The sequence below is a fragment of the Sphingobium sp. KCTC 72723 genome, from assembly GCF_014280435.1.
Taxonomy (GTDB): Bacteria; Pseudomonadota; Alphaproteobacteria; order Sphingomonadales; family Sphingomonadaceae; genus Sphingobium.
The window spans coordinates 291,497-310,517 of sequence record NZ_CP060388.1 but is presented as its reverse complement, the minus strand read 5'-3'; the positions used below and the strand labels follow the sequence as shown (position 1 = coordinate 310,517).

The window sequence follows — 19,021 nt, the reverse complement described above, 5'->3', positions numbered from 1 at the left end:
TTTGCGTGGCTTTTCGGTGTTACAACCGAAACCACTTGCGAAGATGTCGTCCATGCCGATGAAATCCGCATCTTCGACTTCATGATCGACAGGTTCGAAATGGTGCAACTGCCCGTCCTGCCGCTGCCCGGCCGGGGCGGCTTGCTGGCCCGCGCGATCGCCAATCATTATTGCGACGAATTTGCCGAGAGCCACGGCAAATTCCTGACCGTGCGGGAAGCGTTGGGTGCATCCGTGCCGTCTGCGGGGGTAGCCTGCGCGTTCGAGCGCGGCACGCTTGCGCGGCTGGCGCATGATGGCGCGCCCGGCCCGTTCGACCCTTCATCGCTGACGGAGGATTATGAAGCGGGCCTGCGCATCCGCGACATGGGCGGCAAGGGCGTGTTCGTGCGGATGCGCGACGCGCGCGGCGAACTGGTGGCGACGCGCGAATATTTTCCCGACACGATCGACGGCGCGGTGCGGCAAAAGGCGCGCTGGATCGTGGGCATATCGCTGGCCGGGTGGGACCGGCTGGGCTGGCGCGGCGGTCCGGCGGAATGGTGGATGCGCCTGCGTGATCGGGCAGCGTCGATTGCGGCCCTCGTCCTGTTTGCCGCCTATCTGATGCTGCCATTGTCGGCTGCGCTCTGGATCGTCGACCTGATCTCCGCCCAACCCCTGCTGCCCCGGTCGCTGTCACCCACCATTACCGCCCTGCTTTGGCTGAACCTTGGCCTCATGATCTGGCGGGCGGCCATGCGCGCGCTGTTCGTGGGGAAGGCTTATGGCTGGCGCTATGGCCTGGGCGCAGTGCCGCGCACGGTCATCGCCAACTATATCGCAATATTGGCGGCACGGCGCGCCATCTTCCTCTACGCCCGCTCGCTGCTGGGCGCGCCGCTGAAATGGGACAAGACCCAGCATCGCTTCCCCGACATGCAGACCGATCCGTGACCCCTCCGGTCAGCGGCCGACCGCTGCGCTTCTTCTTCCTGCTGATGGCCGGGTGGATCGCCGTCCGCATCGCCAGTCAGCCAGGATTGCCGCCCGCAGCGCCGGTCAGGCTGGCGACGGCGAGCGCTATCGTGCTATCCCGGTCACAGCCGACCCGCCTGTTTCCAATCGCTGTCCCGGCCCGCAATCTGGCGATGGCAACGCTGCCTGCCCCGCCACGACGGCTCGCACCGCGCAGCATTGCCCAAGCCGCGATCAACGATCAGGCGACGATCGATCTGTTGAAATTCATCAGCTTTTCGGTCGCCTTCGCCAACCGCCATCATGGCGGAAACAGCAGTTTTGGCGTAATTGCTCACGTGGTTGGCAGAAAAGTATTGCGCGGAGGTCGATTGGCTGATTCACCCTACGGATGTCACCGCCGCCGCTTCATGTGCTGACCGAAGCCGAGAAGAACGAGTTGCTGCTCGCGCAGCACGAGATGATCGAGCGACTGGTAGCGCGGATTTCTGAGTTGGAATCCCTGGTCGGCACGCCGCGCAAGACATCCAGGAATTCGCATATTCCGCCATCGAAGGACGACTTTGGCAAGCGCGGTGGCAAAGGCGGTAAGCCCAAGGCTGGCAAGCGCCCGCCGCGCGAAGGCAAGCACCGCCCATTGACCGAGACGCCGGACAAAACCGAACGCATCATGGCGGCAAGCTGCTGCCATTGCGGGACCGATATATCCTCGCAGGCCCAGCATTGCCGCCACCGCTACGATCATATCGACCTGCCGCCGATCCGTCCGATTGTGACCCGCATCGAATTGTTTGGTGCGCGCTGCGGGGGATGTGGCCGTCGCTACCGTGCCGCAGCACCGGCGGGCATGGAGCCGGGCACGCCGTTTGGCCCCGGCATCCGCTCGCTGCTGGCCTATCTGCATCACAGCCACCATGTCAGCTTCGAGCGACTTTCGCGCATTGCTGCGGAGCTGTTTGGCCTCACGATCTCCCAAGGGGCGATCGCCAACGCGTTCAGGCGTATGGAGGCCGGAATGACAGCAGCCACGAAGGCGATCACCGACAAGTTGCTCACGGCAAAGATTATCGCGTCCGATGAGACGTCCACGCGCACCAACGGCATTGCCCATTGGCAATGGGTCTTCCTCTCGAAAGACGCGGTTCTGCACAAGATCGCCCCGCGCCGGGCGCGCAGTGTTGCTGAGGAGGTGTTGGGCGGCCACCAACCTGATGTGTGGGTCTCCGATCGCTACGCTGGACAGCAGGAACTGGGCAAGGAGCATCAGGTCTGCCTCGCGCATGTCCTGCGCGATGTTCAGTATGCCATCGACTGCGGGGATACCGCCTTCGCTCCCAAAGTCCGCGACCACCTGCGCTGGGCGATCCGGATCGGCAAGCGACGAAGCAGCCTGAAGGACACGACGCTGGCCGCCTACGCCGCGAAGGCCGACAATCTGCTGACCCGCCTGGTACAGATGCCTGTCGCGCACCCGGCGGGACGCGTTCTGCTCAAACAAATCAAGGCCTGGCGGGGCAAGTTCTTCGTCTTCCTCACCAACCGCGACGTCCCTGCGACCAACAATATATCAGAGCGCGAGATCCGCCCCTCGGTCGTGTTCCGCAAGGTCACCAACGGCTTCCGCTCCGACTGGGGCGCCCAGATCCACGCTGGATATCGATCCGTCACCGGAACCGCTCGTCTCAGCGGAAAATCGGCCCTCGTAGCCATCCGCGAACTCGTCGACGGCAGATTCGTGGTCGCCTGATCAGCCCACCAATTGCCGACCCCGTGAGCAATTACGTTTTGGCGACAGCGACATGGACAGTGGCAGAGGCGTGACACCATTAGCAGCACCATTGTCCATCTCGCTGTCGCCAAACGCCCCTACCGACCGCTGGCATGGCAGCGCCTGGGCTTTGTGGCGTGGTGCCGGAGCGACCGGGCGCGACATCGCTTCGGTCGGCCGTCTGGGCGGATCGCAGGCGGGCATCCGCATCGATTATGACCTCACCCCGAAAGCGGGCAGCCGCACCGTCGCCTATGCCCGCGCCACCCGTGCGCTGGCCCGCCCCGCCGCACCCGAAGCGGCAATCGGCATCGCCTTTCAGCCTGCCCGCTCCATCCCGGTCAGCGTCGCGGCGGAAAGGCGCGTCGCGCTGGGGGCAGGCGGGCGCAATGCCAATGCCGTGATGGTCGTGGGCGGCTTTGGCCCTGCTCCGGTCGGCGACGGCCCGCTGCTGGCCGAAGCCTATGCACAGGCAGGGATGGTCGGCTTCAAACGGCGCGACGCTTTCATCGACGGCAAGCTGTCATTGCTCTCGCCGGTCGCCGGGTCGCCGATCCGTATTGGCGGCGCGATGTCGGGCGGGGCGCAGCCGGGCGTCGCGCGGATCGACATCGGTCCCGAAATCCAGCTCCGCCTCCCCCTGCCGCAAATCGCCACCCGGATCAGCGTCGAATGGCGCGAGCGGATTGCCGGTCGCGCCGCCCCCGCTTCCGGGCTGGCCGTCACGCTGGCGGCGGATTTTTGACGCAACCGCGTCGCAACGCCTTCCTATCGCGGCGCTTTGCCTTTACCCCGGACGCTCCATGGATCTCTACCTGCCCATAGCCAATCTGTCGGTGAACGCGCTGGTCATCATCGGGCTGGGCGGTGTCGTCGGCCTGTTGTCGGGCATGTTCGGCGTGGGCGGCGGGTTTCTGACGACTCCGCTGCTGATCTTTTACGGCATCCCGCCGACCGTTGCCGCCGCCTCCGCCGCGTCGCAGGTCACTGGGGCCAGCGTATCGGGCGTCGTGTCCCATATGGCGCGCGGCACGGTGGATTTCCGCATGGGCGGCGTGCTGATCGCAGGCGGCGTCGTGGGCGCGGGGCTGGGCGTCTTCATCTTTCGCCTGCTGCAATATATCGGCCAGATCGACACCGTGATCGGCATCCTCTACGTCGTGATGCTGGGTGGCATCGGCATATTGATGGCCAAGGAATCGATCCAGTCGCTCGTTGCGCTCAGGACCGGGCGGCGGCCCACCGCCCGCAAACGACGGCATCACCCGCTGGTCGCTGCGCTGCCGATGCGGTGGCGCTTCTATCGGTCGGGCCTCTATATCTCGCCGCTGGCGCCGCTGTTGCTGGGCATGGCGACGGGGATATTGACGATGCTGCTGGGGGTGGGCGGCGGCTTCATCCTTGTTCCGGCCATGCTCTATCTGTTGGGCATGACGACCCAGTCGGTGGTCGGCACATCGCTGTTCCAGATATTGTTCGTCACCATGGCGACGACGATGATGCACGCGATGACGACCAAGGCGGTCGATCTGGTGCTGGCCCTGCTGCTGCTGATCGGCAGCGTGACGGGCGCGCAGGTCGGCACCCGCATTTCCATGTCGGTCAGGCCCGAATATCTGCGCGTATTGCTGGCCTTCATCGTGCTGCTGGTCGCCGCGCGCATGGCGCTGGGTCTGGCATGGCGGCCCGACGAAATCTTCACGATCGAACTGCTGTGAAGCGTCACGCTGGCCTATGGCTGCTGGCGGCGGCGATACCCCTGATCGTCGGGGCTGCCGAGCCGCAACTGGTGCCGGACGTGTCGCAACGCGAAGTCGTGATCCAATATAGCTTCACCGGCGCGGACCTGTTGCTGTTCGGCGCGATCGTCTATCCCGACGGGCGCAGGCCGGACAAGCCAGCCGACATCGTCGTGGTCCTCAAAGGCCCGGAACAATCGATCACCATGCGCGAAAAACAGAAGGTGGCGGGCATCTGGGTCAATGCCGACCGCGCCCGCTTCCGCTCCGCGCCCAGCTTCTACGCCATGGCGTCATCGCGCCCGATCGAACGGATCGTCGATGCGCGCACTGCTGCCATTTACGAACTGGGCGTGGACAAGCTGCAACTCTCCCCTTCCTCGCTCAACGACAGCGCGGAACTGGATCGCTTCCAGGCTGGCCTTGTCGACCTGCGTCAGCGGTCGGGCCTGTTCGTGGAGCGACCCGGCACGGTGGAAATCAGCGACGGCGTGCTATATCGCGCCCGCTTGCCATTGTCGGCGCGCGTGATCGTGGGCGATTACACCGCCGAAACTTTCCTGGTGCAGGATGGCCGGGTCGTGGCTGCGGCGGTGCGCGACATTACCGTGCGCAAGTCGGGCTTTGAACAATTTATGGCCAGTGCGGCGGAAAACTGGTCCTTCCTCTACGGCCTGACTGCCATGGCGATGGCCGTCGGCATGGGGTGGGCGGCAGGCGCGATCGCCCGCCGCCTCTGACCCTTCATTCCGCGATCAGTGTGACCGGCCCGATCAGGCCCGAAGGACGCAGCGGCGCGTTGGGCATATAGGTCGGCGCAGCAGTGAACGTCACCTTCTGCGCGCCGGGTTGCTGATCGCCGATCAGGCGATTGACCCACAGATTGGCGACCTTCACCTCGATCTGGTTGTCGCCCTTCTTCGCCAGCTTGCCGATGTCGATGCGGTAAGGCGCAAACCATGTCGTGCCTGCAAGTTGCCCGTTGACCCGCACTTCGGCCAGATCGCCGACCTTGCCCAGGTCGATCCACAGTGGCGCGCCCGGCTTCACGCCCTTGGGCAAAGTGAAGCGGCTGGTGTAGCTGGCGATGCCAGAGAAATATTTGACGCCAATGTCGGCGCTGCTTTCCAGCGGTGTCAGGCGGGCCATCTCGACCTGTGCAGGCGCGCCGCGACCCGGTTGAAAACTGACGTTCCATGGGCGGTCGAGCGTGGCGAGCGTGCGCCGCGTCTTGGCAGGCAAAGTCAGCGCGGCGCTGGTCGCAGGCTTTCGGAACAGAACGAAGAAAGCGTCCTCCGCGCCCACATCCAACGGGATGACCGTCTCGCCCCCCTCGGTGCGATAGGCGACCGGCGCGGCGCTGCCGTCGATCGCGCGCCAGATTTCGGGCTGCTTGCCGGTTACGCGGAAGCGCGCCTCGATCCGGCCCGCCTTGTCGGTGCGGTTGTTGACGAAATAAAGGTCGCCATCGGCCAGCTTGCGATGGACGAAACGATAGTCGGCGTCCGCCGCGCCATCGGCAATGCGGAAATCGGGACCAATGCCCGCGCCTGCCAGTGCAGCCTCGACATCGGTGCTGGCGATCACTCGCCCCTTGCCCTGCGCGCCACCGCTCCACAATTTTGCCGCCAGCGCCGTGAACGCCGCCGCATCATCCATCATGCCGGGCGCACGTTGCGGCGCCATACCAATGACAGTCGCGCCACCTTCCACCAGCGCCGCGATCCGCCGCAGCGTGGACAGCGTCATCACTTTGCTTGATGCGCCCAGATACAACGCCCGGTAACGCGCCCGGCCCGCCACCAGATCACCCTTGTCCACCTGCATCCGGCTGGTCAGAATGTCGGCATTGACGAAATCATAGGCGTAGCGGGTCGGCAGGTCGCCCGGCACGCCATGTTCGAACAGCGATGTGATCGGCTGATCCTCGCCATAGAAATAGGCGATGTCCGCGCTGTCGCGCCCCTGCTGGAGCAGATAGCCGGTGCGCGCCATATAATCGACCCATGGCCGGGCCATTTCCGCCCAGCTTTCATGCCGGTTGAAATATTGGCCGAATATCATGAGGCTGAGGCCCGGCACCTTGTCATCCACTGGCTGATGGACCGAGGTATGGACGATCGGCCGGTTGACCCCCGACGCGAACTCCAGGTCGATGATGCGTTTCAGGTCCGACGGCGCGAACGCCCATGGCGAAAAGGCCGACGTCATGCTTTCGGCCGACACGATATTCTGGCCATAGATATGAGCGACCGACGCCGCCCCCTTCATATCGCCGATCAGCGTGGGACGCGGTTTGCCACCCCGGTTGAACGTCCACAGCGCCGCCATCGGCACGTCGGCATGGGACCGCATGGCAAGGTCATCGCCCAGCACCGGGCGGCCATTTTCCAGCGCCTCGCCATAGACGGTCAGACCGCTTTCATGCGCGACCCTGGCGACCGTGCCATAATGGGCGTCTGCCATCAGGTCGGCCAGCGTCTGACGGAAATCATAGAGGAAAGCGTCGCTTTTTGCCGGTGAGCCAACCACGGCTCCGGTCAGCGCGGGCAGGAACGGCACCGGATCATAGCCGCGCCGCGCCTGAAATTCCTCGACCATGCGCGGGGTCCAATTGGCCGCGCCCACCTCGATACTGTCGGTCAGCAGCGCGCTTATGCCCTTCTTGCCGATCCACTCCGCGCCCACGGTGTCGCGATACATGCCCAGATAGGTTTCCAGATAACGGCGCACGGCAGCGGCATCATATTTGTCGACTTCCAGCCCGGTCGCTTCGGGGGTGGCGGGATGGTTGGTCTTGCCGGTCAGCGACCAGCCCATGCGCACGATCCGCCTGTCGCTGCCCTTGGGCGCGGTCCAGTCCAGCGTGCCGTCGGGGCGCAGGCGGTCGGTCAGGTCGATGACTTTGGCGGGATCGACCGCGTCGCCATTGCCCACCGGCTTCAACACGCCATAGTCGGGCAGGATGGTATAGCCCGCCTTCGCCTCGAAACGGTCCAGCTTGGCATCGCCATGCAGGCGGAAGTCGCCGATCGCCAATGTCGGCGTCTTGGGTTGAGCAAAGATGTCGATCTGGATCGCGCCCGGCGCACCTTCCTCCAGCCCCGGCGATTTCGGGCCTGTATTGGGGCTGAGGACGAGGCGGAAGCGGCGCGCGGTGACGGCATCGAAGCCGATCGTCGTGCTGGCTTCGCCCAGCGGAAAATCGCCCAGCCTGTGCCACTGGCCGTCCCGCTCGACTTCCAGCACCGGCTGATAGGCCGGGTCGCGGAAAGGCGGCTTGGCATTGGGGATATAGAGCGTCGCCGCCCGTACCGTCACCGCCTTGCCATAGTCGAGCGTAAGCGCGTCAGGCTGCGCATCGGTGCCGGTCGACAGCTTGGCCACGCTTTCCAGATCGGCGTCGATCAGCGCGTCGATCGCCACTGGCTTGCCGTCCGTCTGCGTTGCCACAGGGCGCGGCAAAGTCACCGCCTGCAACGGATAGGCCAGCACCCGCGCATCGCGATACAGCGGCGCAACGGCCTTGCCCTTGTCGAGGAAACTGTCCTGCGCCTCATGCGATCCGCCGCTCTGAAAGGCACCGATGACGGAAGGCGGCATGGGCAGCGCGCCCTTGACCCGTTGCCCCCCGCGCAGGTCCGCTTCCGCCCAGACCAGCTTCTTCATGCCATCTTCGGGCTTCACCCACGGCCCGCCCGTCTCGCTCCAGCCCGGCGATGCCGCGATGGCAAATTCCAGCCCCTTGGCGTCGGCGGTCCTGACCGCGTGGCGGAACGCATCCTTCCAACCGTCGGTCATATAGGTCAGCGGGTTCGGCACGATTTTCGGCGTCATCAGGTTGGCGTCGAAATTCTGGACCCCGCCAATCCCCATTCGCGCCATCCAGTCCAGATCCTTGTCGATCCCCTGCTTGGTCACATTGCCGTTCATCCAGTGCCACCACACGCGCGGGCGTGCCGACTGGGGCGGGTTTTTGAACCCGTCGGCCAGATCGTCGGCCAGCGATGGCGAGGCAAAGGCAGCGCAAGCCAGCAGGGCAGCCAGGCGGAAGGATTTGGGCATGGGGAGGATCCTTGAAATCAGGGACGCTTGGCCAGAAGGCCGCGTGCCTCCATCCAGGCGAAAAATTGCGGCATCAGGCCCATCGTCGTGGTGCCGGGCTTGCCCGCGCCAAAACCATGATCGCCCCGTTCATAGGCGTGCAGTTCGACCGGGCGACCCGCCTTGCGCCAGCTTTCCACAATGGCAAAGCCCTGCCGCTTGAACAGGCCATCGTCCATCGCAATCGCGCTGAACATCGGCGGCGCGTCGGCTGGCACGGCGACATCCGTCATCGGGCCGTAAATATAGCCGATAAAGGCGGGCCGTTGATCGCCCTTCCCCTCCAGCGTGGCGTTCAGCGTCGTCATCGCGCCCGCCGAAAAACCGATCATGCCGGTGCGGGCCGGGTCGATGCCATAGGCCGCCGCGCGGCTGCGCACGATCGCCAGTGCGGCAAGCGCATCCTGCGTCGCGCGCGGTTCTTCGATCGTGCGGACCGCGCCGGGCTTGGCCGCATCGGCGAAACGCGCGCCCATGACGCCCAGAAACGCCCGGTCGTCGCGCGGTGTTTCGTTCAGGCGATATTTCAGGACGAACGCTGCGACCCCATGATCGGCCAGCCAGCGCGCAACGTCGCTCCCTTCCCCCGTCATCGACAGCGACAGGAAAGCCCCGCCAGGCGCAACGATGACGGCGGCGCCGGTCGCCTTGGCCGGATCGGGCAGATAGGGGGTGATGGTCGGCCGCACGACATTGCGGACCATGACATTGTCCATGGCGTTGGTGCCGATCGTCACCTGCATCCGCGACCATTGTTCATCCTGCCCCGCCTTGACTGCCGGCTGGTTGGGATAGAGCGCGATCGCCGCGCTCTGGTCGGGCGCTGGCACGCTGTCCATCTTAACATTGGGTTGCGCCAAAACGGGCGTCGCAATGGCCAGTGCCAAAGTCAGGGAAAGCAATTTCATCGGGTCATCCTCTGCAATGTCAGGCTTGTTATCAGTGCGCCGAGCGATCCGCCGTAGATCAGCTTGAGTGCCAGCGCGAAGGGCAATTGAACAGGGGGAAAGGCAGCGCTGCCCGCCAGAAAAGCGATCAGCCCACCCAGCAACGCGCCTGCCAGCGCGAAAGTGATGGCGCGCAACATGATCGGCCGCAGCCCGATGGCCATAGCGAACCGTTTGCGCGCGATCAGCGCCGGAACCAGCGCGCTCATCAAAGAAACGGCGATGCTTTGCGGCACGAAATCCAGTGCCAGCGCATCAGGCACGCCCCAGGTCAGGGCGCGCATCTTCAGCCCGAACACGGCCACGAAAAAGACGAGGCTCAGCGCGGCGTTTATGCCAAAACTGATCCCCGCCTCCCGCCGGATCGACAGGGTCATGGCGCGACCGGCTTGCCGAGCAACCCACGCATCGCCATCCAGTCGCGAAATTGCGGCAGCACGCCCATCGTCGTCGTCCCCGGCTTGCCCGCGCCAAAGCCATGATCGCCCCGTTCATAGGCGTGAAGTTCGACCGGGCGCGCGGCCTTGCGCCAGGATTCGACGATGCCATAGCCGGGATTGGGGAACAGGCTGTCATCATTGGCGATGGCGGCGAACAGCGGCGGCGCATCGGCTGGCACGGCGCGCGCCAGCATCGGGCCGTAAATATAACCGATAAAGGCCGGGAGATCGCTCCCCTGCCCCTCCAGCGCCGCGTTCATCGTCGTCATCGCGCCCGCCGAAAAGCCAATCATGCCAACCCGCTGCGGATCGACGCCCCAGCCTGCCGCGCCGCTGCGGATCATTTTGAGCGCGGCCAGCGCATCCTGCGTCGCGCGCGGTTCGCTGATCGTGGGCGGCGCGGCTGGATCACGCAGCGAATCCGCCATGCGCTTGCCCATATAGGCAGACGCCTGCGCCATGTCGGCAGGGGTCTGGTTCAACCGATATTTCAGGACGAAGGCAGCAATGCCTTGGTCGGCCAGCCAGCGCGCGACATTCCATCCTTCATGCTCCATCGCCAGCAGCATGAACGCCCCGCCCGGTGCGACGACAACTGCTGCTCCGGTCGCTTTCTTCGGGTCCGGCAGGAACGGCGTGATCGTCGCGCGAGTGACGTTGCGCACCGCATAATGCGGGCCAAAGCGCACCCAGTTTTCGCCATCGGCGCGCGCCGGGCCATCGGCGGGATAGAGCGGAATCGCGCCGGATTCCTTTGGCGCGGTCGCTGCCGTCGGCGCTGGCGGCTGGGCCAAAGCAGGCGCGGCGCAGGCCAGCATGGCGGCGAAAATGATGCGCTTCATGGCGTCGCTCTCCTTACAGTGCGTTGCGGCGCGCGATTGCGCCATAGATGGCCGCGCTGGGCTTGGCAGTGCGTGCGAACGTTACCGGATCGACGCTGTGCAGGCCGAACTTGACCTTATAGCCAAAGATCCATTCGAAATTGTCGAGCAGCGACCAGTGGCAGTATCCCTGCACCGGCACGCCATCGTCGATCACCTTTTTCAGGTCGGCGAGTGCGGCGGGAATGAATGCCTGACGGATGCTGTCATCTGTGGTGCCGACACCATGTTCGGACACCAATATCGGCACGCCCGTCGCCTGATGGGCGTAACGCACTGCGCCTGCCAGCGACGGCGCCCAGACTTCGGTGCCGCCCCAGTTGACGACCGATCCCTTGGGCGCGGGCAGCCGGTCCTTGTCGGTCCACAGCGCGCGCTCGTAATTTTGCACGCCCATGAAATCATCGGCTTTGGCGACCTCCAGCCACGCACCATAGAGTTCCTGCCGCATCGCGTCGCGCATACTATTCTTGCCCACCGCCTGATCGTCCATCATCGCCAGCGAAAAGCCGACAGGCAGGTCGGGGCGCACCGCCTTGATCGCGGCCTTGCCCGCCTTGTGCGCGGCGAGCAGCCCTTTTTGCAGCGCGGGCAGATCGTCCAGCCCTGCGACATTGGCGGATATGAATTTCGGCACGCCCAGCCGTTTGGCCGCCGTTTCCAGCGTCAGTTTCTGGATTTCCCACACCTGCGGCGGCAACATGGGTTTCAGCAGCAACAGGATATTGGGTTCGTTGAAAGTGATGACGCTATGGATGCTCGCGCCCAGCGCCCGCATCGCCCGGTCGCAATAGCGCGCAAACAATTCCGCGCTTTCCGGGTTGGTCCACCCGCCCTGCGCACTGAACCAGCGTGGCGATGTGAAATGGCTCATCGTCACCACCGGGGCCAACCCGCGCGCCCGGCAACCTTCGATCAGCGCCCGATAATGGTCCAGCATCGCCTGGCTGAACAAGCCCTTTTCCGGCTCGATCCGCGCCCATTCGATGCCGAAGCGATAGCAGGTCAGGCCCAGATTCTTCGCGATATCCAGGTCGGTTTCCCACAGCGCAAAGCTGTTGCAGGCATCGCGCGAAGGTTCGGCGAAAATGGTCGGCTGCTGATTTTCCAGAAACCACAGGTCGCTGGCGACATTATTGCCCTCTATCTGATGCGGCGCAGTTGCCACGCCCCACAGGAAACCCTTGGGAAAAGCGGGGTTTGCCGCCGCCTTTTGCGCGGCAATCGCTGGCGCTGCCATTGCGCCAGCCGCCGCCATTCCAGCCGCCAGCATCGTCCTGCGATCGAGCATCACATCGTCTCCTATGTTCAAATGGTTATGTCGCGCACGAAGGCGCTTATTTCATCGGCCAGCCGCCGGTCGGCGGTGCCAAGATGCATCGGCATCGTATAATGATTATGCCCGGTCATGATGACCGCGCGCGGCAAGGCACCGTGCCGGGCCAGCCGGTCCTGCATCAGCCCGACAAACTCCGCCTGAAAACGTGGCGGATCATATTGCGCGCACGCAACCAGCAACGGCAGCGTGGTCGCGGCGACCGCCTCCATCGGCATCCGTTCGGGATAAAGCGCCGCGTCGCCATAATAAGCCAGATCGCGGTCATCCAGCGGGGTATAGCCGTACAGGCCTGACAGCAGCACCGCGCCGCAAATATCCTTGTCCCCCGCCAGCTTGAGATAGCCCGCAACATGCACCGCGCCTGCGGATGTTCCCGCCAGCACGATCCGGTCAGGATCGCCGCCATGCTGCGCAACATTGTCTTTCAGCCATGCAACCACCGCCGCAACATCCTGCGCGCCTGAGGGCCACATATGGTCGGGGGCCAGCCGATAATTGATGACCACGCCGACGAACCCCGCCTGCGCCGCCATCCGCCCGACATTGGCGTTGGGCCAGGCATCGGTCCCGCCCTTATCGCCTTTCAGAAACCCGCCGCCATGCACGAACACCAGCACCGGCGCAGGACCAGCCGCATCCATCGGCGCGTAGATATCCAGCCGATGCCGCTCATGCGGGCCATAGGCGACGTCGCTCTGCATCACTCGCACGGCCGCCTGCAAAATACTCTGTTCCGCGTCGAACAATGCACGGCATTGCGTCAGCACATCGGGACCAAGCCCCGTCCCCATCGCGGCGATAACGTGTCTGATGTCGCTCATGCACTATATCCTAGCCGCCCCGGTTCAAACGAACAGGGCATGGCGACGCAAAACACGCCGCCATGCCCCTTTATCATCAGAATTTCGCGTCGAGTTGCAGGCCCACCTGACGGAAGGACTGCGGCCCATAGATCGCGCCGACGCCCGAACCAAAGTTGCTTTGCAGCAGCGAAGGTTCGTTGACGTTGAACAGGTTGCGCACGAACAAGCCCGCCGAATAGCGTTCATCCTCGCTACGCACGCCCACCCGGCCGCCGACCGTCCAGTGCGAACGGAAGGTTTCTTCGGCCCGCGACGTGTTCTGATAACGCACGCGCGACTTCCAGATCGTGTCCGCCGCCAGGAAGCCGTTCAGGCCCGCCGTCAATGGCTGCTCATATTCGCCCGACAGGGTGAATTTGTAGCGCGGCGAATAGGCCAGTTGGGTGCCGCCGATGATGGAATTGTTGGTCGATGACCAATCCGTTCCACGCATCCCGGCCGGATAGGTAGCCTTTGTATAGATGAACCCGGTATTCAGCGACAGACGGTCCGAAATGCGCCCGAACAGATTGAGTTCGGCACCGCGCGTCTTGACCCCGTCGATATTGGTCTGGGCGCAGACAAGCTGGGTCGTGACCGGGTTGACGGTGCATTCCTGCGCCTGGAAGTTCTTGATCTTGCTATAGAACAGGCTGAAGTCCATCACCGCGCCACCGAACAGGGTCGCCTTCATCCCCGCTTCGTAGGACATCGGCACTTCGGGCTGTACGACATAGGGCAGCAACGGCGCGGTCGGCACCGCGATCTGGCCGCCCTTGAAGCCGCGCGACGCGGTCGCATAGGCCATCAGCGAACGGTTGATGTCATATTGCAGGCCCGTGCGCCACGATATGCGATCGACATTCAGGATCTGGAAGCTCTTGGCCCCGTTGCCCGCATCGGTGCGGTCCAGCGACAGGCGACCGCCGGTATAGCGACCACCCAGGATCACGCGCAGGCTGTCGGTCGCGTGCAGCGTCCCCTGACCGAACACGGCCAGCGATTCATCGGTGATTTCATTGAGCGCACCGGGCGAATCCACCGGACGGATCACGACGCCATTGGGCAAACGAACCGAAATGGTAAAGCGCTCAGGCTGCTGCACCGTCTTTTGGTTCGAATAAAAAGCACCGACCGTATATTCAAACGTCGAATTGCTGGGTGAGGAGGCGCGGAATTCCTGCGTGAACAGGCGGATGTTCGTGCCGGTCGCACCGCTCCTGAGCGTCGAGGCGAGCGAATCCGCGCGGTAGATATTGCCGCCTGTGTTGCTCGTCTCGTTTTTGCGATAGGAAGTGATGGAGGTCAGCGCGATCGGCCCTGCATCATATTCCAGCTGCGCCGAACCGCCCCAGCCTTCAAACTTGCTGCTGAATGCGTTGGCCGCGCCCAGACAGTAATTCTGGTTGCCTTCACCTGGTTTGATACCGCAGCTATTGAGCAACAAGGTATTACTGTCAGTGTTCGACAGGAAAGTGAAGAAGTCGCCGCCATTTTCGGCCGAACCCTTCGACCAGTCACCCAGCAGGTTGAAGGTCAGGTCTTCGGTCACATTCCACAGGTAACGGCCACGCACGGCATATCGGTTGACGTCGTTCCAATCGCCTGTGGTCGCATTGCGGTTCACGCCTTGGCGCAGGTTCGCCATGCCCGACACGCGCAGCGCGCTGGTGGGGCTGACCGGCACGTTGATCACGCCCTGAATGACCTGCTGGCCATATTTGGAACCCGCCGTTCCCTGATCGGACAATTCGGTGCGCAACCGGCCGCTGAATTGGGTCGGATCGGGCGCGTTGGTGGTGATGTTGATGACGCCTGCCGATGTGGTGAGGCCAAACAGCGTGCCTTGCGGCCCCTTCAGCACTTCGATCCGCGACACGTCGAACAGGTCGGAGATATTCGCGTTGCCCTGGCTCACCTGATCGACGACGACGCCAACCGAAGCGACTGCACCGGGCGAGAAGCTCTGCGTACCGATGCCGCGAATGGAGCCACCACCGCCGGTATTCTGGGCCGGGGCCGACTGGATTTCCAGTGCCGGGGCAATGCGGTTCAGGTCGTTCAGGTTATTGACCTGCTGCCGTTCCAATTGCGCCTGGCTGGCGACAGTAATGGAAATGGGAACCGCCGTAACCTTTTCCTGCCGACGCTGGGCCGTCACGATGATGTCGGAATCGGCATCCTCTGCCGCGGCCTGCGGCGCGGCGTCCTGCGCCATGGCTGGTGCGGTCAGCGCGATGGCGCTCGCGCTGGCGAGCGCCGCAATGGTGATGTTGAACTTACGCATGGTAACTCCTCCCCTTCTTATAATTGGATCGTCTATTGGTTGATTATGCTTCGTCGATAATGCGGTTGGTCAGCGTGCCGATGGTGCCGATCGAGACTTCCACCTTGTCCCCGGCATTCATGTAAAGTGGCGGGGTGCGCTTATCGCCGACACCGCCCGGCGTGCCGGTGGCAATGACGTCGCCGGGGGCCAGCGGGGTAAAGGCGCTGATATATTCGATGACAGTGGGAATATCCCAGATCATGTCGCTGACCGCCTGATCCTGCACCAGTTCGCCGTTGAGCCGCGTCTGCACGCGCAGCGCGCCCAGATCGGCAATTTCGTCCGCCGTCACCAATGCCGGGCCAAAACCGCCGGTGCCGGGGAAAGTCTTGCCCGGCGTGAACTGGATATTGTGGCGCTGCCAGTCGCGCGCCGACCCGTCGTTGAAACAGGCATAGCCCGCGACATAGGCCATGGCGTCGGCAGCCGCGACCTTGTGGCACGGCTTCCCGATCACGATGGCCAATTCGCCTTCATAATCGAAACGCTCGGTCACGCTCGGCTTCACCATCGGCTGGCCATCGGCGATCAGGCTGTCGGCATAGCGCACGAAAATGGCGGGATGCGCTTTCTGCTCGCGCCCGGTTTCCTTGACATGTTCGGCATAGTTGAGGCCCACGCACAGGATCTTGGCGGGATCGGGAATGACCGGCAAAGGCACGACATCGGCGGCGGCAAAGCTGGCACCGTCGGCCAGCATGGCCAGGCTGCCATCGGTCAGCGCGGCCTTCAGGCTCGGCACGGCGTCGCTCGCCAGTTCGACGATGGTTTCGCCGTTCAGGCGGCCGAAGCTGGCGGTGCCGTCAGGGCGGCGGAAGCTGACATAACGCATTAGATATTTCCCTCTGTCAGGACGTCCAGCGAACGGGGTTCCCAATCGCGGCGGTGGCGGAATTTCTCCTCGGCGGCGCGCAGGCCGTCGAAATCTTTGTCGGACATGCCCCACTGGTCGATCCGCCTGGCAGGCCAGGTCCAATCGTCCGGTGCGCCTGCCTGATAATCGTCAGGCACCTTGTTCACGGCGGTTGAAAATTCGATCACCGGGCCGAAGGGGGCAATGAAATAGGCAAACACATTGGCACCGGGACCATGGCGGCCCGGACCCCATGCCGGGGCCATATCCTGATCGCGCAGGCGGCCGATGCCGCGCATCACGGCGTCCAGATCTTCCATCTCGAACGCGATATGGTTCAGGCTGGAAATGCCCGCACGGGCAAAGGCCGTCGAATGATGTGAATCGTTGCAGCGCACGAACACCATGCCCTTGGTCCGGTCCGACACGCGAAAACCCAGCGCATCTTCGACCAGATGGCCGGTCATTTCCGCGTCGGCGCTGTTGAACACGACATGGGTCAGCTTGACCGGCAGGTCAGCCCCTTCGATCGGCGCGACTTCCTGCGCATCGACCAGAAAGCGCAGCAATTCGCCCTCCGCCAGTTCCACGATGATGCCATGACCGCCACCCAAGTCTTTCGACACCACTGGCGCGGCATTCAGCCCCGCTGCGCTGACCGAGCGCTTGAGCTGTTCCAGCCGGTCTGCGGTGCAGACGAAGGTCGTGGAGCGCACATAGCAATCCGCCGATTCCTCCAGCGCCACCAGATAGGGGAAGCTGCCCGACCCGCGCAGATAATGCGTCGCCCCTTCGACCGCCGCCGGGGCCATGCCCCATATGTCGGTCAGAAAGGCCGCAGCCTCCGCCGCGCCGGGCAGCGACAATTCGATGCTGCGCAACTTCATTTGGCGTCTCCATGGGTCAGACCGGCGGCCAAGATGCCCGCAATGGCGCAGGCTTCGTCGCAATCGCCGGTGTCGCCGCTGATCCCGACGGCGCCAATCACCGTACCTTCCAAATCACGGATCAGGACGCCGCCGGGTGACAGGGCAAGCTGGCCGCCCGTGACGGCCACCACGCTCTGAAAAAAGGCCGGGTTGTTGGCCGCGCGCCCGGCAATGACGCGCGTGTCCGCCCCCATGCCCAGCGCGCCCGTCGCCTTGGCCTTGGCGATGTCGAAGCGGAACAGGCTCGCGCCATCTTCGCGCGCGAAGGCGACCGGGTGCGCGCCAGCGTCCAGCACCACCACGGCCAGTGCGGGTGCATTGTCGCCGCGCGGCTGCGCCAATGCCGTGTCGATGATGGTCCGTGCCTGGGCAAGGGTAAGGGTCATGCCGCAATCTCCTGAGAAACACTTCCGGCGATCAGCGCGTCGCGCAGCGCGATCAGGTCCGCCGGTTCGCCCGTGCCGAAAACATAATGGTCGGGACGCAGCAGCAAAGCATCGGCCCCGCGCGCATCCAGCCAGCCCGCAATCGCGCCGCCATCGTCCAGCGCATCGAGCGCAACGACCGTCACATCGCCGGGCGCAGCGACGGTGTGCCGCGCAAACAACCGCCAGCCACCCCCTGTCACATCGTCCAGCAACTTGCCGCCGACGCGCGGCTGGATGAAGCGTTCACCTGCCCCCGCCGTGCCAAGCGCCACGATGCCGGTCGATATGGCGGGGATCAGGTCGGCGGCGGTGCCTTGCTGCGTCGCCTTGGCGGCTTCGCGCATGTCCGCGTCACGGGCAGCGGCGATCGCCGGGTCCAGCACGCAGATATAGCGGCCAGCCCCCACAGCGGCGGAGATTACCGCGCGGACATGGGGATCGCGTTCGGGCTGATAGCTGTCGAGCAGGGCGTCGGGCGCTTCGCCCTTGACCACCGCCGCCAGCTTCCAGGCCAGATTGGCCGCGTCGCGCATCCCATGGCACATGCCCTGCCCGAAAAAGGGCGGCGTCTGGTGCGCTGCATCGCCGGCCAGAAAGACGCCGCCCATCCGCCACCGCTCGGCGATCAGACCATGGAAACGATAAGTCGCCGCGCGCACGATCCTGTGCGGCACCCCGGAGAGGTAGGGCGCGACAAGAGCGGCGACATTATGTGGTTCCATCATCGCCTGGTCATCCTCACCGGGCAGCAGCATGAATTCCCAGCGACGGTGATTGCCGCGCCCCGGCACGATCGTCGCCGGGCGTTTGGGGTCGCACATCATCACGGACAGCTTTTGCAGATCGGCGGCTTCCGGCACGCCCGACAGGTCGGGGAAGCGCACGGGACCGTCGACTTCGGCATCGACCACCAGCCAGGGTTCCTCGAAATCCAGATCGTCCAGGCGAATATCCAACGCCTTGCGCACCGCGCTGCGCGCACCGTCGCAGGCAATGACATAGCGCGCCCGCGCCGTGTCGCCACCCGTCAGGTGCAGCGTGACGCCTTCGCCGTCCTGCGCCAGTCCCTCGAACCCGACGCCCAAACGCAGTTCGACCGTGGCATGGGCCGCCAGCGCATCGCGCAGATGCTGCTCCAGTTCGGGCTGGTAGAAGAAATAGTCGTTGGACCAGCTGAACGGCCGGGCGCGCCCGACCGTGCCCATATATTTGATGACGCCATGGTCCGCGCCGACATGTAGATGCCCTTCGGTATCGCGCATGTCGTCCGCGACCGCGTCGATCACCCCGGCCGACTGGAACAGGCGCATCATTTCATGGTCCAGATGCACCGCGCGGGGCAGCGGATAAGGATTGGCTTCCTGCTCGATCACCAGGACCGAAAGGCCGCTCTTGCCCAGTAAATTGGCCGCAAAGGCCCCTACCGGCCCGCAGCCGATAATCGCAACATCGAACATGATCGTCT

The 19,021-nt window shown here is 64.2% G+C and carries 16 protein-coding genes and 1 pseudogene; 6 read left to right on the top strand and 11 right to left on the bottom strand.

Features of this window, described 5'->3' with window-relative positions:
- Window positions 1-39 precede the first annotated feature (39 nt).
- From SPBM01_RS01645 to SPBM01_RS01620, 6 genes and pseudogenes are all read left to right on the top strand, one after another.
- Window positions 40-936 (top strand): annotated as a pseudogene (locus SPBM01_RS01645) (glycosyl transferase family protein); the annotation flags it as partial.
- A complete protein-coding gene (locus SPBM01_RS01640) occupies window positions 933-1,376 on the top strand; it encodes a hypothetical protein (protein ID WP_188063714.1) in 444 nt (147 codons plus the stop codon). The pseudogene SPBM01_RS01645 and the gene SPBM01_RS01640, both read left to right, overlap by 4 nt.
- Window positions 1,349-2,704, top strand: coding sequence for an IS66 family transposase (gene tnpC / locus SPBM01_RS01635; protein ID WP_188062681.1), 1,356 nt, complete (start codon window positions 1,349-1,351; stop codon window positions 2,702-2,704). The genes SPBM01_RS01640 and tnpC overlap by 28 nt, the downstream gene beginning before the upstream one ends.
- A gap of 52 nt (window positions 2,705-2,756) precedes the next feature.
- Window positions 2,757-3,470: a hypothetical protein gene (locus SPBM01_RS01630; RefSeq protein WP_188063713.1), complete on the top strand. Its 714-nt coding sequence runs from the start codon at window positions 2,757-2,759 to the stop codon at window positions 3,468-3,470.
- A 58-nt stretch (window positions 3,471-3,528) separates the two neighbouring features.
- Window positions 3,529-4,443 (top strand): sulfite exporter TauE/SafE family protein, encoded by a 915-nt coding sequence (locus tag SPBM01_RS01625; protein ID WP_188063712.1) that lies wholly within the window; start codon window positions 3,529-3,531, stop codon window positions 4,441-4,443.
- Window positions 4,440-5,204: a TIGR02186 family protein gene (locus SPBM01_RS01620; RefSeq protein ID WP_410483018.1), complete on the top strand. Its 765-nt coding sequence runs from the start codon at window positions 4,440-4,442 to the stop codon at window positions 5,202-5,204. Before SPBM01_RS01625 ends, SPBM01_RS01620 begins: the two co-directional genes overlap by 4 nt.
- 4 nt (window positions 5,205-5,208) lie before the next feature.
- Here SPBM01_RS01620 and SPBM01_RS01615 read toward each other — a convergent pair whose 3' ends face one another.
- The 11 genes from SPBM01_RS01615 to SPBM01_RS01565 all read right to left on the bottom strand — a co-directional run bounded on the left by SPBM01_RS01615 (window position 5,209) and on the right by SPBM01_RS01565 (window position 19,013).
- Complete coding sequence (locus SPBM01_RS01615; RefSeq protein ID WP_188063711.1) at window positions 5,209-8,529, bottom strand: glycosyl hydrolase; 3,321 nt, start codon at window positions 8,527-8,529, stop codon at window positions 5,209-5,211.
- 17 nt (window positions 8,530-8,546) lie between these two features.
- Complete coding sequence (locus tag SPBM01_RS01610) at window positions 8,547-9,476, bottom strand: alpha/beta hydrolase (RefSeq protein WP_188063710.1); 930 nt, start codon at window positions 9,474-9,476, stop codon at window positions 8,547-8,549.
- Complete coding sequence (locus SPBM01_RS01605; RefSeq protein ID WP_188063709.1) at window positions 9,473-9,892, bottom strand: hypothetical protein; 420 nt, start codon at window positions 9,890-9,892, stop codon at window positions 9,473-9,475. Before SPBM01_RS01605 ends, SPBM01_RS01610 begins: the two co-directional genes overlap by 4 nt.
- A complete protein-coding gene (locus tag SPBM01_RS01600; RefSeq protein ID WP_188063708.1) occupies window positions 9,889-10,797 on the bottom strand; it encodes an alpha/beta hydrolase in 909 nt (302 codons plus the stop codon). Before SPBM01_RS01600 ends, SPBM01_RS01605 begins: the two co-directional genes overlap by 4 nt.
- A 13-nt stretch (window positions 10,798-10,810) precedes the next feature.
- A complete protein-coding gene (locus tag SPBM01_RS01595) occupies window positions 10,811-12,127 on the bottom strand; it encodes a family 1 glycosylhydrolase (protein ID WP_188063707.1) in 1,317 nt (438 codons plus the stop codon).
- A gap of 17 nt (window positions 12,128-12,144) precedes the next feature.
- Entirely contained in the window at window positions 12,145-12,996 is an 852-nt protein-coding gene (locus tag SPBM01_RS01590; protein ID WP_188063706.1) for an alpha/beta hydrolase, read from the bottom strand.
- 76 nt (window positions 12,997-13,072) lie between these two features.
- Window positions 13,073-15,304: a TonB-dependent receptor gene (locus SPBM01_RS01585; protein ID WP_188063705.1), complete on the bottom strand. Its 2,232-nt coding sequence runs from the start codon at window positions 15,302-15,304 to the stop codon at window positions 13,073-13,075.
- A 43-nt stretch (window positions 15,305-15,347) separates the two neighbouring features.
- Window positions 15,348-16,178 (bottom strand): fumarylacetoacetate hydrolase family protein, encoded by an 831-nt coding sequence (locus tag SPBM01_RS01580; RefSeq protein ID WP_188063704.1) that lies wholly within the window; start codon window positions 16,176-16,178, stop codon window positions 15,348-15,350.
- Window positions 16,178-17,086: a VOC family protein gene (locus SPBM01_RS01575; RefSeq protein WP_188063703.1), complete on the bottom strand. Its 909-nt coding sequence runs from the start codon at window positions 17,084-17,086 to the stop codon at window positions 16,178-16,180. Before SPBM01_RS01575 ends, SPBM01_RS01580 begins: the two co-directional genes overlap by 1 nt.
- Entirely contained in the window at window positions 17,083-17,514 is a 432-nt protein-coding gene (locus SPBM01_RS01570) for a GlcG/HbpS family heme-binding protein (protein ID WP_188063702.1), read from the bottom strand. The genes SPBM01_RS01575 and SPBM01_RS01570 overlap by 4 nt, the downstream gene beginning before the upstream one ends.
- Window positions 17,511-19,013: a bifunctional 3-(3-hydroxy-phenyl)propionate/3-hydroxycinnamic acid hydroxylase gene (locus SPBM01_RS01565; protein WP_188063701.1), complete on the bottom strand. Its 1,503-nt coding sequence runs from the start codon at window positions 19,011-19,013 to the stop codon at window positions 17,511-17,513. Before SPBM01_RS01565 ends, SPBM01_RS01570 begins: the two co-directional genes overlap by 4 nt.
- Between the last annotated feature and the right edge of the window lie 8 nt (window positions 19,014-19,021).

Coding starts and splice junctions, on each gene's coding strand:
- SPBM01_RS01605 (WP_188063709.1), bottom strand. CDS start 9,892: ATGACCCTGTCGATCCGGCGGGAGGCGGGGATCAGTTTTGGCATAAAC.
- SPBM01_RS01580 (WP_188063704.1), bottom strand. CDS start 16,178: ATGCGTTATGTCAGCTTCCGCCGCCCTGACGGCACCGCCAGCTTCGGC.
- SPBM01_RS01565 (WP_188063701.1), bottom strand. CDS start 19,013: ATGTTCGATGTTGCGATTATCGGCTGCGGGCCGGTAGGGGCCTTTGCG.
- SPBM01_RS01630 (WP_188063713.1), top strand. CDS start 2,757: ATGGACAGTGGCAGAGGCGTGACACCATTAGCAGCACCATTGTCCATC.
- SPBM01_RS01575 (WP_188063703.1), bottom strand. CDS start 17,086: ATGAAGTTGCGCAGCATCGAATTGTCGCTGCCCGGCGCGGCGGAGGCT.
- SPBM01_RS01625 (WP_188063712.1), top strand. CDS start 3,529: ATGGATCTCTACCTGCCCATAGCCAATCTGTCGGTGAACGCGCTGGTC.
- SPBM01_RS01615 (WP_188063711.1), bottom strand. CDS start 8,529: ATGCCCAAATCCTTCCGCCTGGCTGCCCTGCTGGCTTGCGCTGCCTTT.
- SPBM01_RS01600 (WP_188063708.1), bottom strand. CDS start 10,797: ATGAAGCGCATCATTTTCGCCGCCATGCTGGCCTGCGCCGCGCCTGCT.
- SPBM01_RS01595 (WP_188063707.1), bottom strand. CDS start 12,127: ATGCTCGATCGCAGGACGATGCTGGCGGCTGGAATGGCGGCGGCTGGC.
- SPBM01_RS01585 (WP_188063705.1), bottom strand. CDS start 15,304: ATGCGTAAGTTCAACATCACCATTGCGGCGCTCGCCAGCGCGAGCGCC.
- tnpC (WP_188062681.1), top strand. CDS start 1,349: ATGTCACCGCCGCCGCTTCATGTGCTGACCGAAGCCGAGAAGAACGAG.
- SPBM01_RS01610 (WP_188063710.1), bottom strand. CDS start 9,476: ATGAAATTGCTTTCCCTGACTTTGGCACTGGCCATTGCGACGCCCGTT.
- SPBM01_RS01590 (WP_188063706.1), bottom strand. CDS start 12,996: ATGAGCGACATCAGACACGTTATCGCCGCGATGGGGACGGGGCTTGGT.
- SPBM01_RS01570 (WP_188063702.1), bottom strand. CDS start 17,514: ATGACCCTTACCCTTGCCCAGGCACGGACCATCATCGACACGGCATTG.